General features: G+C 40.3%; 12 protein-coding genes and 1 other RNA gene. 6 read left to right on the forward strand and 7 right to left on the reverse strand.

The window, feature by feature from the left end:
• Nucleotides 1-8 precede the first annotated feature (8 nt).
• Together PSR9079_RS06155 and PSR9079_RS06160 are read right to left on the reverse strand one after the other, a co-directional pair.
• Nucleotides 9-1,247, reverse strand: coding sequence for an SAM-dependent methyltransferase (locus PSR9079_RS06155; protein WP_149980779.1), 1,239 nt, complete (start codon nt 1,245-1,247; stop codon nt 9-11).
• A gap of 309 nt (nt 1,248-1,556) precedes the next feature.
• The gene (locus tag PSR9079_RS06160) at nt 1,557-2,612 is read right to left on the reverse strand and encodes a phytanoyl-CoA dioxygenase family protein (protein ID WP_149980780.1); all 1,056 of its coding nucleotides are present in this window, start codon (nt 2,610-2,612) and stop codon (nt 1,557-1,559) included.
• A 137-nt stretch (nt 2,613-2,749) separates the two neighbouring features.
• Between PSR9079_RS06160 and PSR9079_RS06165 the strand changes: the two genes are divergently transcribed.
• From PSR9079_RS06165 to PSR9079_RS06175, 3 genes are all read left to right on the forward strand, one after another.
• Nucleotides 2,750-3,262, forward strand: a complete 513-nt coding sequence (locus tag PSR9079_RS06165; protein WP_149980781.1) for a hypothetical protein — start codon at nt 2,750-2,752, stop codon at nt 3,260-3,262.
• An 18-nt stretch (nt 3,263-3,280) separates the two neighbouring features.
• Nucleotides 3,281-4,078 carry a hypothetical protein gene (locus tag PSR9079_RS06170; RefSeq protein ID WP_149980782.1) on the forward strand — a complete coding sequence of 266 codons (798 nt, stop codon included), beginning with the start codon at nt 3,281-3,283 and terminating at the stop codon, nt 4,076-4,078.
• A 132-nt stretch (nt 4,079-4,210) separates the two neighbouring features.
• Nucleotides 4,211-4,555: a mannan-binding lectin gene (locus PSR9079_RS06175; protein ID WP_149980783.1), complete on the forward strand. Its 345-nt coding sequence runs from the start codon at nt 4,211-4,213 to the stop codon at nt 4,553-4,555.
• Between the two features lie 61 nt (nt 4,556-4,616).
• Here the strand turns inward: PSR9079_RS06175 and PSR9079_RS06180 are convergent, their stop codons facing one another.
• Together PSR9079_RS06180 and ssrA are read right to left on the reverse strand one after the other, a co-directional pair.
• On the reverse strand, nt 4,617-5,369 hold the full coding sequence (locus PSR9079_RS06180) for a sulfite exporter TauE/SafE family protein (RefSeq protein ID WP_149980784.1): 753 nt from the start codon (nt 5,367-5,369) through the stop codon (nt 4,617-4,619).
• Nucleotides 5,370-5,603: 234 nt separating this feature from the next.
• Nucleotides 5,604-5,960, reverse strand: a transfer-messenger RNA (tmRNA) gene (ssrA, locus tag PSR9079_RS06185).
• A 304-nt stretch (nt 5,961-6,264) separates the two neighbouring features.
• Between ssrA and PSR9079_RS06190 the strand changes: the two genes are divergently transcribed.
• A complete protein-coding gene (locus tag PSR9079_RS06190) occupies nt 6,265-7,890 on the forward strand; it encodes a flagellar assembly protein A (protein WP_149980785.1) in 1,626 nt (541 codons plus the stop codon).
• Here PSR9079_RS06190 and rnt read toward each other — a convergent pair.
• A complete protein-coding gene (rnt, locus tag PSR9079_RS06195) occupies nt 7,874-8,569 on the reverse strand; it encodes a ribonuclease T (RefSeq protein ID WP_149980786.1) in 696 nt (231 codons plus the stop codon). The genes PSR9079_RS06190 and rnt overlap by 17 nt on opposite strands.
• 217 nt (nt 8,570-8,786) lie before the next feature.
• On the opposite strand from rnt, the gene PSR9079_RS06200 reads away from it, so the two are divergent.
• Nucleotides 8,787-9,665 carry a flagellar protein MotY gene (locus PSR9079_RS06200; RefSeq protein ID WP_145237165.1) on the forward strand — a complete coding sequence of 293 codons (879 nt, stop codon included), beginning with the start codon at nt 8,787-8,789 and terminating at the stop codon, nt 9,663-9,665.
• 40 nt (nt 9,666-9,705) lie between these two features.
• Here PSR9079_RS06200 and PSR9079_RS06205 read toward each other — a convergent pair whose 3' ends face one another.
• Nucleotides 9,706-10,608 carry a DMT family transporter gene (locus tag PSR9079_RS06205; RefSeq protein WP_149980787.1) on the reverse strand — a complete coding sequence of 301 codons (903 nt, stop codon included), beginning with the start codon at nt 10,606-10,608 and terminating at the stop codon, nt 9,706-9,708.
• Between the two features lie 414 nt (nt 10,609-11,022).
• On the opposite strand from PSR9079_RS06205, the gene PSR9079_RS06210 reads away from it, so the two are divergent.
• Nucleotides 11,023-12,222 (forward strand): aromatic amino acid transport family protein, encoded by a 1,200-nt coding sequence (locus PSR9079_RS06210; protein WP_149980788.1) that lies wholly within the window; start codon nt 11,023-11,025, stop codon nt 12,220-12,222.
• Between the two features lie 72 nt (nt 12,223-12,294).
• Here the strand turns inward: PSR9079_RS06210 and PSR9079_RS06215 are convergent, their stop codons facing one another.
• Complete coding sequence (locus PSR9079_RS06215; RefSeq protein WP_149980789.1) at nt 12,295-15,285, reverse strand: bifunctional diguanylate cyclase/phosphodiesterase; 2,991 nt, start codon at nt 15,283-15,285, stop codon at nt 12,295-12,297.
• Between the last annotated feature and the right edge of the window lie 262 nt (nt 15,286-15,547).

Consider the following 15,547-nt stretch of genomic DNA (forward strand, 5'->3'; position numbering starts at 1 on the left):
CAACCTCCTTACAACTTTACCGGCACAAACCCTGGTAAACCGCTCAATTGATAATAAAACTGCACCATGTCGCCGCTACTAGCGACAAAGTGGGTATGCTCCACATCACGAGGTTTAGCATCTATGTAAAAAGTCATATCCGGCCTAGGATGAGTTACGCCTGAGTCATATTGCTCAACACCTTCATCGGCAAAGGTGTCTATGTGGGCATATATAGCTAAAATACGCTCCCCCATATCTTTCACACCTGTGGGTAATTTAATCTTGCTTGCAGGAATAACCTTCACGCCATCTTGCAATTCAAGTTCTTGCATATTGAGCAATGTTGATTTATTGATGTTTAATATTTCACCCAACTCCACACGATCTTGCTGTGCGCTAGTATTCGTATTGAGCGAATGACTATATTCCACCTCTTTCCATTGCTGATTAAACTCGGTTTCTCCGATCACCAGCATGCCCCTAACCGACACATTTTGTGGGATCATCCAGCCATCTAGTGTTAAAAATTGCACTAAGTGCTTAGCAATACTGAGCTGCCCTTCTTTGGTAAAACCATGCTGCATGGCCTCTAATACTAATAAATCTATCGATTCTGCGGGCTCATACTCGGTTGCATCAGCCGCTTCAATTCGCAATATAAAGTCATCAAGCTGCAAGTCTTTAACTAACTGCTGTAAAGACAATATTGCGCCAGGATGTACATCCACCAAAATGACGTTGATCTGCTTTGATGTGAATATTTGGCTGTCTTTGTAGTAGCTCAACAAAGGCAGTAACAGCGGCGCAAATGGGCCACATGCAGGATATAAAATAGTAATTGATGATGCGTGTTTTAGTTTACTTTGTATCGCTAGATCAATCCCACGCGCATATCCCTTAATGCGATAAACATCTTTAATGGTGTGTTTACAATTATGAGGAGACATAATTAAACCAGATGCTGACACATATTGACGCGTTAACTGCTCTTGGCTGAGCTGCGCCAATGCCATTGATTGTACAGCTTGATCGTACATAGCTTCGAAAGCGTAAACTAACTGAAGGTGTTCAACTTGAGTGTTACTCAATACCAACGTCATCGCATCCACAAAACTTTTTTGCAAAAGTAACTGACGCTGGCCTGTTGTTAATTTAGCTTTCAAAAGAGACTCAAGCTGAGTACGTATTGAATGCTTTAATAACTCATCAACTTGGGGATCCGCGTATTGCAAACTCGCTATAGACTGTGAGCTATGTGCTTCCATACTGAAATATTCCTTTGATATCCAATTATCGTGCTAAATTCTATTAGGGAATTAATACTACATTCAGTTAAGAGCTTAGTTTAAAAGCTATAGGGTACAACTTTAATTTTCATTTATTTTATATAGCTTTAATTTATTTGATTTATATCAAACATCATAAAAAACCATAAAAAATAAAAGGCTTAGTAAATGCAGCTTAATTTAAATTATTTTGAGCATGGCACAGGAGTGTTATAAAAAACATTACACGTTATTACATGGCATCATTTTTATTCTTATAAATAACTGCAGGCTTGATTTTGCTTAGCTTTATAATGAGCTCATATTTATATATTGCACAATTCGAGGACTATTCGTCCTATTTGGACAACTACCATGCGGCAGTGTATGTTGCCAAACAATTAAACTGCCCGCTTTTGCAGGCAAAGGCGTACTGTGCCATTGTTGGCAATTAAAATGATGTGGATTGGTGTTTTTAGGTAAGTTAGCAAGCCAGCCGTCTATTTTTTTATGAAAACCAGGAACACAACTAAACGCACCTTGATCAGCGGTAACGTCAGTAAGGTACAGTAACCCTTGCGTTGCAAAGGTGAGCGGTTTATTAAAATTAATATCCCAGTGCAGATTTGGCCCGGGAAACTGCCAACTCAATGTCTCTGGCGGGTTAAAACCAACCCTATCAGTACTTACAGTTAAATTACTTTTACCCCACAGTTGCTCAAAAACATCCCGCACCTGAGGCTGCTTCCGAATAGCTTGCATTGTTATATCATTAAAAATTTGTACCATAACTCCTTGTTTAAGATCATGATTTCGGTACCATGAAGCAGGATTGTTTTTATCCATATTCAAACGTTCATAAATCATATTACAAACGTTTTCACATAGCGTTTTTTCCACCAACTCAGGAATAATAACGTAACCATTATCATCCCAGCTTTGCCACTGCTGTGACGTTAAAACATAATGACGAGGCTGATTTAGTAATATTTTTTGTTGTTTTGGGTCTTTTTGCTGAAAAAATGCTGCTACCTTTTCATTTAACTTACTTTTTACTGTATTTGAAATAGCTATGCCATAACGCTGTTCTACCCAGTTTTCGAACGTTAAAAAACTATCCGATGAAAAAATGAATTCTATCGTCGGTGTGAGCCCTAAGCCTAAAGTATCCATGATCATGACATCAAGCGACCATTCGCCTTCTATTATTTTTTTATCCGCACAGCCTTGTTTTTGTAATTGCGCTTTGTGCCACATTCGTTTTAATTGAAATAGACCTAAGCGCCCAGTTTCTTTATAACAAGGTAGTATGCTCTGCGCTGTTGTGTGCAGAGATGGCACTTTTGCTATCAATTCATTTTGCATAATAACTCCTTTTTCTTGCCTGATTTTAGACAAGCAAAACACCTTAAATTGATTTATTAACACTAGCTAAACTTAATTAGAATAGAGTGCTATATTATTGCAAGCAACAATTGTAATTGCTAAATACAGGGAGTGGTATGAACACTGAGATTGAAAAAATTCTCGCCTTTGTTACTCATATTGGAATAAAGCACAGGTATGAAACGTTAAACGAAAAGACTTTTTTGCCGGGAATTAAAGTAGCCCAGGGAACTTTACTACTTGATTTAGAAAAATGCCTCTACCCTGGTGACATCCTTCATGAAGCAGGGCATATTGCAGTAACCTCAGAGACAAACAGAACCTGTTTAACCGGCGATATGAAAAACCATGATCACCAAGCCGCTGAAGAAATGACCGCGATTGCATGGTCATGGGCCGCAGCCTGTTACTTAAATATTGCACCCGATGTTTTATTTCATCAACACGGTTATAAAGGCAGTTCAGCTAGCTTAATAACCGCTTTTAGCAATAATACTGGCTTTGGCTATCCGCTGTTGTATTCATGGTTTATGTGCGAACAACCTGATCACCCCAACGGTTATCCAAACATGTTAAGGTGGCTTAGAAATGACGCCTACACACAAGCTCAACTAAAAAAATTACAATAAATACGATAAGGAATATACGTGCTTGATAATAACTTCTCCTCAGAGCAGCTTACTTTACTATGTGCTGACTTAGCGCAACTAAGATTAATAGCCGATTTGACACTTGCGCCTACTATGCCTTACTTTGCTGAAAAACCTTACCCTATTGGCCGCTGTAGAGAAATAAGAGACGAGGTCTTTACATTATTACAAGCACAACTGCCGCACACACAAAAACCAGGGCTCAGCTTATTAAAAGATCTTATTGCCCAAGGCAATCCTTTACAAAAAGCATGGGGCTCACTGCGGGATGAGTATTTTCAAAACGCATTTATTATTGGTCCTTGGTATATTGATGTTTCTAACGACACCGTGAATGCCAATAAACCCAGAGTAGAGATTTTGCCTTTAGCGACATCAAACTTTACCCCAATTAAAGATTTTACTCAGTTTGTAAAAATAGCCCGTAGCTATTGGAAAGTTGAAGTGTATAGAAATGATGTATGTCCAGCAATTGCGCCTTATATGCCACTTTTATGTGTAAGCGATAACGGTACTAGCTGGCTAGGAGCCGCAAACGACGACATGCTAAACATCGCAATACACAGCCAATTTACCCAATCAAAAGCAATATTAAAAAATCTGCCAAGCCCACCAAAAGAAATTATACAGCGCTGGCAATCGCTGTTATTAAACTTCACTCACGACCCTTTATTGATAACAAAAGGAGATGCAATCATCTTTTGTGATGAATACAGTAAGAAGTTACAGCACCCCGATCTAGCACACAGGGATGCCGCTGTGATTGCCTATTCATCGTTACCAAAGTCAGTGTGATTTAGAATATCAGTGCAACACTCATTGTAATGAGGTGTAATAGAAAAACCTGCTCTTGTTCCTATACTCCTTAATGAGTAAAGCAATTAGCTTTTACTCGCCAACCTATTAAAACAATTTAAGGAGAAATTTATGGCTACATTTAAAGTGAATATCCCAGCAGGTCCAATCTGGGATCAAAAAGATGCTGAAGAAAAAGCACCTGCCGTTGCCGCAGCACATCAAGGCACATGGACAGGCCAATGGAATACCGTAGTAGAAAGTCAAATGAGTGTTGTTGAAGTTGAACTTGAAGTGGCAAACTCAGGCAGTAACTCATTCAAAACTACTGTATTAGCCGGCCCTCTTTGGAGCAATGACGAAGCCCAAAAAATAGGTAAAACAATCGCAGCTTCATACGGTGCAGAGTTTACGGGTGAATGGAAGACTATCGTAAATGGTGTGATGAGTGTTATTGAAATAGAGTATAAATTCTAATTAGTTAGAATTTATAAAGCGCTATGACACCTAGGCTTATAGCGCTTTAACTAACTGTTAGTTAGAACGCTTGAAACCCCTGCCATGCCAATTGCAGTGCGAGTAAGGTTAAAACAACCCGAAAAATACGTTTAAACTTATCGGCAGAAATACGATGTAATAACTGTAAACCAAGCCACGTGCCAAGCGCACCACTGATGATCATTGCCGCAACTAAAGGCAACCACTGCCAAAACGAAAAACCTACAAAGCCATACAAAATAGCTTTAAAAGTATGTTGCACACTCATACAAGCGGAAAAAGTAGCGGTATATCTTAGCTTTTCGTAATTATTAACATACAAACAACTGCCCACTAACGGGCCACTCGCGCCAACAAACATTGATAAAAATGTTGTCACAGCACCAGCTGTACTGCGCCATAAAGCAGAGGTTTCACGCAGCTTTGGCGTCATTCCCCACAATAAATAAAGTACAAACCCTGCCACGACAATTTTCATAAATTCAAGTGGAATACGTGTCACAATAGCCGACGCAGCAAACGCACCAATAATCCCACCGAGTGAAAAGTACGCAAACATACTTTTATCAAGGTGCTTAAAAGTCAGCATAAACCTGTTGGCATTTGAGCCCAGCTGCACTAACCCATGCACCGGAATAACAATACTCATAGGCAATAACGACGCCATCACCACCAACAACATCAACCCGCCACCAGCACCAAAAGCCGCCGAAATCATCGAGGTAATGGCCGATAAAACAATCAGCCCAATCACGCTGAGCGGCGTTAATAAATCGCCAGCTAAAAATTCCATCTAAGACCACTTGGCAGGTAAAACAGAATAACGACGTTAGCATGAGTAAAAATAAGATGCGAGTACCTAAAGCACCAGCAAAATGAAGCGCTTATTTCAATAAAATAAAAATAAGCGATGAGCTATTAAAACAATAAAACACCTCGCCTTAAACATAAAAAAACCCACCAACCTGATTGCTCAAATTGGTGGGTTTTTTAGGGTTTTTAAATCAACGAATTTAAAAACCGATATTGGTGGAGCTGGGGGGATTTGAACCCCCGTCCGAAAAGCCTCGACCGTCGGTACTACATGTTTAGTATTGTCATTTAATTAACCTTTAAGTCCCGGACAAACACGGTAAGTAAAGGCGAGGCCGCTTAGTTTTAGCGCTTCAACCCCGGCCAGGGTTTCCGTCGCGATCAGGTGTTAGGGTGACACTCCAAAATCCAGTCCACAAGAATACATGGAAGGAGCGCTAGCCAGCCTAAGCTGCTAGAGAGTAGTTATCGTCGTTTGCGATTACTTTAAATTGCGGCTTTTTAACGAGGCAAACCGCACCTCGACATGCACCTTGGGCTTCTTGAATTCCGTCGAATCCTAATCAGCCCCTGAATTAGTAAACTCATTCAGAGCGTGCAGCCAGTATAACCGAGTAACGCGCTGATACTCAAGGCCCTTTTATGCTTTATTTTATATTGCTATGTAGTTGCTGATTAAACACGCAACAAATGTTACTACCCCCTCCTAGATCAAGCAAATAAATAACATTTACTTAACAATACTTGAAAGTTATGTTCAAATGGTCTGCTACTTTGAAAATGCCTGACTATGGGTTTTAGCCGAGCGGCATATAAATAAAAAACATCTACATCCAAAATAATAAAAACAGGCATATTACATAGGAAATTAATAAATGTCGTTGTTTATACATAACCCTGTAACGGGTTTTGTGTCACTGCTTGAGCACCCTAAAAATAGTGGTTTCCCAGTGACAAGTTCGCAACTTATTGAGTTAATCGAACAGTCTCCGTTTGCTGATTTTGCTATAGTCAGTGCAAATATTGGTAAGCTATTCTCACCGAGCAAAAACTATCAGGATGATTCTTTAATTGTTACTCGTGCACTGGATGCGTCGATATTCATTCAAGTTGATGAGAAAAATATGGTCGCTGAAGCCACATTAACCACGGCTAAAGGTGGGGCCTTAATGTCGATTGACAAGGCTCGCGAAGCACTCGTTGATGCTGGCGTGTTACATGGCATTAGCACTCGTGCACTGGACAATTTTTTAGGTCAGCAATTTGACAAGCCTGCGGGTGTTTCCTATAGAGCGATTGTTGCTCATGGTCGTAGACCAAAAGAAGGCAGCGACGCTAAATTTGTACGTTTGTGCGCTACAGCACAAGATCGTGTATTGAGTCCACAAGCAAAAGAAGGTGGTAAGGTCGATATGCGCAATTTAGGCGCGATCATCACTGTAAAACCGGGCACTCCTCTAATGCAGCGTGTTGCTGCAACTCCTGGGGAAGATGGTTATACGGTATTTGGTGATGTGCTGCCCGCCATACCAGGTAAAGATCTACCATTGCAACCATTTGAAGGCACTAAACTCGATCCAACTAATCCCAATGTACTGATTGCAGATTGTAAAGGTGTGCCTGTCGCCCTCCCTCGTGGTATGCGCGTTGATGACGTGTTGTGTTTTGATAATGTTGATATTGGCACCGGTCATGTTGATTTTGACGGCAGCGTAATTATCAGTGGCGATATAAAAGATGGTATGCACGTGCGTGCCAGTGGTGATATCACGGTATTGGGATTTGTTGAATCAGGCCAGATCGAAAGTGCCAGTGCGGTCACAATTATGCTCGGTGCAATTGGTCGTAAGCGTGAAAATGACGAAGCGTTTACTTGCAAAATTAAAGCCGCTCGGACTATTTCAATTGGCTATGCCCAGTATTGCCATATTCATAGCGAACACGATCTCTTTATTGAACGACAAGCATTACATTGTGACTTGAGTGCTCGGCGGTTGATCCGCGTTGGTAAAGCAAATAATCCGCGCGGTAAAATTATTGGCGGCAATATTTTAGATGCCATGCGAATTGAAACCGGAGAGCTAGGTGCCCCATCGGGCACAAAAACGCGAGTTTTCATCGCGCAGTATTGGCATGACTTGAGACAAAAACAATTGCAAATTGCCGATTTTGAAAAACTGTTAGCCACTAAATCCGCAGCATTAAAGCAAGCACGTAAAAAAGCAGTTAAAATTCCAGCACCAGCAAAACGACAATTATTTTTAGACAAAATTAGTGCCAGCGAGCAACAAATTAATATTCGTATTGCCAACACCAAACGTAAAAAACATTTAGTAAAACAAAAAATAGCTCAGCTTTTAGCTACTAGCCGTTTAAAAATTAATGAGTTAATGCATCCCGGTGTGGAGCTAAAAATCGCAAAAGATTCAAAACAATTTTCGCGTATTTATCCGCCCCACTTAGTTAAAATGAGCGAAGGTAAAATTACTCAGTCGTTTTAACGGCTGAGTCTTCGTTATGACCAGCTTGCTCTGTATCTTCCGGCACTTCTGCAGCTAAAGGCCAGCCACCCAGCTGTTGCCAACGATTAACTATCAAACAATATAGCTCTGCCGTACGTTCGGTGTCATATAATGCTGAATGAGCCTGTTTGTTGTCAAATTCAATGCCAGCTGCACGACATGCTTTAGCAAGTACCGTTTGACCAAGTGCCAAACCCGCTAATGAGGTTGTGTCAAAACTAACAAACGGATGAAATGGCGTACGCTTAATATTATTACGTTCTATTGCTGCATTTAAAAAACCATGGTCGAACGCCGCATTATGAGCCACTATGACTGAACGTTGACAACCCGCAGCTTTTTGAGCTTTACGTACCACTTTACAAATTTCTTTGATCGCTTCCTCTTCAGATACTGCGCCACGTAATGGCGAGAAAGGATCAATACCATTAAAATCAATAGCGGCTTGTTCAATGTTTGCGCCTTCAAATGGCTCAACATGAAAATGCACAGTATGATCAATACTGAGTAGGCCTTCATCATCCATTTTTAATACTGACACCGCAATTTCTAACAGTGCATCGGTTACTTTATTAAAGCCTGCAGTTTCAACATCAATAACCACCGGGAAAAAGCCACGAAAGCGTTTTGCGAAAAGAGTTTGTTCAGTATTTGCCATAGTATTCTTGGTTTGCCAGAGTAAGCTGGCTATTATGTCAAAAATCATAGTGGCTAGGCTAGCGCTTTACAGATTAAATTAACACTTACATTTAGGCATATAACTTGCTTTACTTAACTAGAACTAGAGCTAGCTAACGACACCTTGATGGCTGTTAGCCTCTGTAAATGCAGCTTTTGCCAAGATATTGGCGTAATAAATTGTTGGAGATCCCGTAATGAAGCTTTCAATGCTGTTTATCAGTCTAAGCATTGCAACTGCATGCCTTTCAGATACGGCCAGCGCTGCAATGCGCCAGTACACAGCCACGGCAGATAACTCACAATGGGAAGTTGTAAAAACAACTCGCTTACAATGCCAATTAAATCATGAAGTTCCATATTATGGCGAAGCTATTTTCAGCGCTACCGCGAGCAAAAATAAAGACCTGCTATTTAACTTGGATATGGTTGTCCGTCCTGACAATTACAGTATTGCTGGTTTAAAAGCAGTCCCGCCAATCTGGCGAGCAGGTTTACCAGCACGTGATATTGCTGACATGAAATTACTACGAAAATTTGACGGCGAACTGGGTAACAAAACGGCATGGGAAATGTTGACCGAGCTTGAAAAAGGCTACCAACCTACTTTTTATTACCAAGACTGGCAAAATAGTGCCGATAAAATTGCCGTTGGCTTATCGAACATTAATTTTAAACAAGCCTATTGGGCATTTTTACAATGCCGCGATGAATTACTGCCATACAGCTTTGAAGATATTTCCTTCACGATTATGAATTATCAACCAAATACCAGTAAACTTACTAAATCATCAAAACAACGTTTAGATAAAATTGCTGAGTATTTAAAGTACGATACGACGATTGCGGCTATTTCGATTGACTCATACACAGATAGCTACGGTGGTCGTTGGAACAACTTAGAGCTGTCTAAAAAACGAGCTCAAGCGATCAAAGAATATATGGTGAGCCTAGGAATTGATGAAACTAAAGTTGAAACGCAAGGCTTTGGTGAAAAACGTCACGTAGCGACTAACGATAATATTTTGGGCCGCGATAAAAACCGCCGCTTAGTGATACAAATTGAGAAAATGTAGCTAAAAGAAGTAATGCCTTTTAGCTATATGACGACTGTTGTTAAGGGTTAAGCTTTTTAAACGTGGCTCTTTTTTTCAACCAACCATCACCAAACTGAAACACCGCTAAGCTCAGTAATATAATGACAGCGCCAATAAGTAATTGTTGATCAATTGCTTCATTATTTAACCAGCCCCCTAAGCCAATCGCAAAGCTTGGTGTGATCAAGGTGGTTAGCGCCACGGTACTAGCTGGTAATTTTTGTAACACATGAAAATAAGCAAGCGAACCAACCAATGAGCCAAACACGCCCAAATACACAATTGACCACAGTGATTTTACTGTCCACGTACTCGTATTGAGCTCACCATCGAACAACCACCAAGTAATAAAAAATAAGGGCGTAACAAATACTAATGCACCAAATGTGGTCGCCATTGGATGAATAGCAATTTTTATTCGCTTGATCATCACCCCACTTAAACTAAAAAAGCACACAGCCATAAATACGTAAGCTAAACCCTGCATTTGCATCAATGAGCCTTGCATGTGTTTTTCACTCACCAAAAATAACCCCAATAGCGCAAATGCTAACGCAATTAGTTTAACAACGCTGAATTTTGGCTCGTTGAGTAATCGCTGTGCTAATAAACCAGATAAAATTGGTGCCAGACCAAACATTAATGATATCAGCCCTGATGGAACTGTTTTAGCTGCCATATAACTCAACAGCATGCCACCATATATGCCGATACTCGAATAACCATACAAAAAACACGCACGACGGTGCCAAGGGACACGAATATTAGCAATCGCCACAACTAATGCAGCCAGCACTAATCCTATCGACATCCGTAACAATACCGCGAGCGTTGGTGTAACAGACTCACTGCTCCAAACAATTCCCAAAGGCGTTGTTGACCAAATTAAGACCATTAAAAAATATGATGCTTTAACGCTCACAAGCGGATCCTTTTAGCAAAGTGGCGATAACAAAGAGGAAGGAGATACAGCACTAACCGCTTTGAAATCGCGGTTAGTAAAAAACAACTTAACCGCAGCGCAGCAATGGGCGCACAACTGATAGATTCAGCAATGGGCGCACAACTGATAGATTCAGCCATGGGCGCATGGTTAGGGCTCGGTTAACTTGTTGCATGTAAATAGTATTCTTAATAATAAATTGAATTTATAGAAATAGCAGAACTGGTTAATAAGTCAACTGCTAGAGTGGTTTTTATACCAAAAACTGACTTCACAATGATGGCTTGTAAATCATAAGTTACATTTAATTTCTTTGATTTGTAACAAAACTATTTAAGTTTGTGCCAACTAGTTATATCTTGCCTGCCTCTCACGATGTTTCAGGAGCAAAAAGTGCTTAAAAATAAAACAATAGGCAGCATGTTAATTGTTGCAGGTACCACTATCGGCGCAGGGATGTTGGCGCTACCAATCGCTTCTGCGGGACTTGGCTTTACAACCGCATTAGCATTAATTATTTCAACATGGGCGTTAATGACTTACACCGCATTATTAATGCTCGAATTACATCAACATGCTGATCGTGATGCGACGCTAAATACGTTAGCAAAATCATGGTTAGGTAAACGCGGCCAATATCTGGCTAATTTTTCGGTGATGTTTTTATTCTATGCGCTTTGTGCAGCTTATATTGCGGGTGGTGGCGCGCAACTACAAGAAAAAATAAATAACGGCTTTAGCCTCGATATTGCCCCGCAAGTCGGCTCAGTCATTTTAGCTGTCGTAATAGGCACCGTTGTGACATTAGGCACCAGTAAGGTCGATAAGCTAAACCGAGTGTTATTTAGCATCAAAATTGTGGTACTGGCGAGCTTATTTTATATGTTAACCCCGTATGTTCATGGCCAACATTTACTCGAAATGCCCATTGAACAAGGCCTTATTTTATCAGCTATTCCGGTAGTATTTACCTCTTTTGGTTTTCATGGTTCGATCCCATCGATCGTTAAATATGTTGGTTTAGATATTAAAACCTTACGCCGTGTCATGATCGCCGGAGCAGCTTTGCCGCTGGTTATTTACATTTTTTGGCAGTTGATCAGCCAAGGTATGATGAGTCAAGCTGAATTACTAAAAAGCTCTGGCTTACCAGGCTTTGTGGCAAGTATTGCCAGTATCGCTAATAACGCAGCTGTTGCCACTGCAGTTAAGCTATTTGCAGACTTAGCACTGGCAACATCATTTTTAGGGGTGAGCCTAGGATTATTTGATTTCTTTGCTGATGCCTTTAAAAAAGGAGATGGTAATAAAGATCGGATAAAAACAGCCCTCATTACTTTTATCCCGCCATTAGGATTTGCATTGTTTTACCCACAAGGTTTTATTATGGCGCTTGGCTATGCAGCTATCGCTTTAGTCGTACTAGCAGTGTTTTTACCAGTAGCAATGGTTTATAAGCAGCGTAGCAGCGATAAAGGCGGCTATACAGTGCGTGGTGGTAATTTTGGTCTGGCAGTAGCGGCGCTTTGCGGCGTGCTTATTATCAGCGCCCAAGGGCTGCAGATGGCAGGTTTAATCCCCGCGATAGGTTAATGCAAAAAGGCACCTAAATGGTGCCTTTTGGTATTTTAACTAACTTGAGTTAGATTAAACATGTGTTGTAACTCAATCATCAAGCTTTGCAAATAGCTTCGGCAAATCTTGCTCTGCTATAGGCGGGCTATAATAATAGCCTTGCACTATAAAGCAGTTATTGTTTTGTAAAAACTCCACTTGTTCTATGGTCTCAACGCCTTCGGCTACCACATTCAATTTTAACTTTTGTGCCATCGCTATAATTGCCGCAGTGATCTCCATGTCATTTGGATCATCCGGTATATCTTTAACAAACGAGCGGTCAACTTTTAAAATATCAACCGGGAAACGTTTTAAGTAGCTCAATGACGAATAACCCGTGCCAAAGTCATCTATCGATATTGACACGCCAAGCGCTTTTAGCTGATGTAATTGCGTAATTGCCGCTTCCACATTACCCATTAGCATACTTTCGGTTAATTCCAGGTGTAACCGCTTAGCCGACACCTTGGTTTTCTTAATAATCGATGCCAATAATGGCACTAACTTAGCGTCTTTAAACTGACGAGCAGAGAGATTAATCGAAATATTATTTTCTCGCCCTTGCGCTGCTAATCTTGCTGCAAACTCACACGCTTCTTGTAGCACCCAAGCACCTAACTCAACTATTAAACCTGTTGCTTCAGCTATTGGGATAAACTTGGTAGGTGGGATCATCCCTTCAGTTGGGTGGAACCAGCGGATCAAGGCTTCATAACCGACCACATGCTGAGTGCGACTATCAACTTGTGGTTGATAGAAAATCACAAATTGCCGTGCTTTGATTGCTAAACGCAGTTCGTTTTCAATAAACAGTCGCTCATTTGCAGCAGCATCTAATTCTTGGCTATAAAAGTGATAAGTATTACGCCCTTTTGCTTTAGCCTCATACATAGCTAAATCAGCGTGTTTTAATAACTGGTCTTCTTCTTTGCTATCATATGGTGCCATAGTAATGCCAATACTAGCACTAATAATGACCTCGTTATTGCCAAGCATTATTGGCACATTCAATGTTTTTTGAATCGTGTTAGCAACATCCATTGCATGCTCTTGACGCTCAATACCACTAAGTAAAACTGCAAACTCATCGCCACCTAAACGGGCAATTGTATCTTCCGCTCGCAGTCGTTTTTTCAAACGATTAGCAACCTCAACTAGTAGCTGATCGCCTGCATCATGACCAAGTGTATCGTTAATACGCTTAAACTCATCTAAATCAAAATAGAATAAAGCAAACGCATAATGGCCACGCTCTGCAAGCGCCATTGACTTACGTAATTGCATTCTAAAGAAGGTACGGTTAGCCAGCCCTGTTAAGGTGTCGAAATAAGCCAATTGCTCCATTTTCCGCTGGCTTTCTTTAACAAACGAAATATCCTGTGCTGAGGCAACATAACTGGTGATGCTGCCACCGTCTTCGCGAATTGGTGAGATACTGAGCGATACCCAGATTGGCTTTTTATCTAAACCTTGGATCAAAGTATCGCCACGCCAATAATTTCGGCTGCGTAAATCGATATCAATGTCATCAACCAAAATAGCCATTTCTTTGGCGATAATGCTTAATAGCGGTGACTGCATAAAATGGTTTTCTTCAAACCCAGTCATTTCTAACATTTTTGGATTGACGTATTCAATCACGAAGTTTTGATCGGTGATCACCACTGCAGTGCCAGAAAAAGCAACCGCTTTAGATAATCGATTTGCGGCTTTTTCGGCAATCTCTTTTTCTGTAATACGCTGATTCAGACCATCAATAAGCTTACGAATTTCAATCGCCATATCGCGAAAAGAGCCATTTAAAGTACCAATTTCGTCTTTATTTTCTTTTGGAAATTCAATTTGTAAGTGCCCTTTGCCAAAGCTGGTTACCGCATGTACTAATGAATGAATACGACGTAACACCAGTTGGTAAAGTGCTTGATGTAATAACAGTGCGACTAAAATGGCATATAAAATAAACAATCCAAAAAACTTCACCTTTAGCTCTTCAAGCGCTGAAAGTGCTGATGAACGTTTTTTGTAAATACCAATATACCAGTCTAAATTATCAACTTTACGAATATTAATGATGTGCGTTTCACCATCTTGTACAAAAGAGTCTGCGTATTCTGGTAAATGCATTTTGATAGTCTGATTGATCAGCTCTTGTAGATCGCCATTAACAAAATCATCAGTGCGTAATGGTTTGCCTGCTTTACCGTAGGTTTCGTAAAGGTTTTTATTCAGATCAGGATGAGCAAGTAATTGCCCTTGGCTATCAAAAACAAATAAGTGCTGCTCCTTGTCACCGATCGGTAATTGCGAAATAAGCGTATCGAGTGCTAAATCGCTGCCAGTAACACCTAAAAATTCATTTTCAAGATAAACTGGCACCAGTAAACTCACCACCCATTTATGCCAAATTTTATCGTAGTAAACTTTAGACCACACAGCCGAACGGGTTGGATTAAGCGCTTCTTTAGCGTAATTAAAACTTTGATTATCAATAAACTGATGAGAGCCTGGAACATTCAGAGCCCAATTAGGTGGCGCAATACGGATAAAATTCTCTTTGGTGATTAAATAAAAGTTAAAGAAATCTTGGATCAAGGTAGGCGCTACGATTTTCCATAACGATTCAGAATCATTAATGAGTTTTTTATAAAAAGGTGAGTACTTATCTTGTGGCATAAAAGCCGCAGATAAACCATCATCAGAGGCGCTGCGAATACTGCCATCGGGGTCAAAGCTGAGCTGCGCACTTTGGCTACTGAGCAATTGCGAGGAATTATAGAATAATTGGCTAGAGACGACGTTATTCGCTTGCTCCGCAATATTAATTTTGGTTTTCACCAGAGTATTAAATTGACGGATCAGACGTTCGCTGGAATGCTTGAGAACTTCATGTTCTTCAAATACCAATTGTTTTTCTTCTGATTTTAGCATCAACACCGCCGCACAGATCCCAGCAATTAAACAAATTGCCGAAATTAACAGCGAAAGCTTCATACTCAACGAATTTACACCAAAGCGTGATGGTGGGCGTCTATACACCACAGGACAACCTTATTTTTAATAATTATTTTTATTTAAATTCACCTAAATAAATATACCAGATCCCTATTTAGATTTATAAATTTTTCGTTGAAATTACTGAAAAAATCCCATATCTAAAATAAACTATCCTTTGGCGGCGATAAAACCCGCTAGAGTGTTGACTTTATAGCCCACTCTCCATACATTAAGCCTATGAATATAATATTTTCGCAATTACATTTTTCGTTTTTTAGCTTCTTTAGATAGAAGAGGCTTACCTGTT

The sequence above is a fragment of the Pseudoalteromonas rhizosphaerae genome, from assembly GCF_902498845.1.
Taxonomy (GTDB): domain Bacteria; phylum Pseudomonadota; class Gammaproteobacteria; order Enterobacterales; family Alteromonadaceae; genus Pseudoalteromonas; species Pseudoalteromonas rhizosphaerae.

Bases quoted from the DNA above. Each gene is read 5' to 3' on its own strand.
- PSR9079_RS06155 (WP_149980779.1), bottom strand. From the start codon at position 1,247: ATGGAAGCACATAGCTCACAGTCTATAGCGAGTTTGCAATACGCGGAT.
- PSR9079_RS06160 (WP_149980780.1), bottom strand. From the start codon at position 2,612: ATGCAAAATGAATTGATAGCAAAAGTGCCATCTCTGCACACAACAGCG.
- PSR9079_RS06165 (WP_149980781.1), top strand. From the start codon at position 2,750: ATGAACACTGAGATTGAAAAAATTCTCGCCTTTGTTACTCATATTGGA.
- PSR9079_RS06175 (WP_149980783.1), top strand. From the start codon at position 4,211: ATGGCTACATTTAAAGTGAATATCCCAGCAGGTCCAATCTGGGATCAA.
- PSR9079_RS06180 (WP_149980784.1), bottom strand. From the start codon at position 5,369: ATGGAATTTTTAGCTGGCGATTTATTAACGCCGCTCAGCGTGATTGGG.
- PSR9079_RS06190 (WP_149980785.1), top strand. From the start codon at position 6,265: ATGTCGTTGTTTATACATAACCCTGTAACGGGTTTTGTGTCACTGCTT.
- rnt (WP_149980786.1), bottom strand. From the start codon at position 8,569: ATGGCAAATACTGAACAAACTCTTTTCGCAAAACGCTTTCGTGGCTTT.
- PSR9079_RS06200 (WP_145237165.1), top strand. From the start codon at position 8,787: ATGAAGCTTTCAATGCTGTTTATCAGTCTAAGCATTGCAACTGCATGC.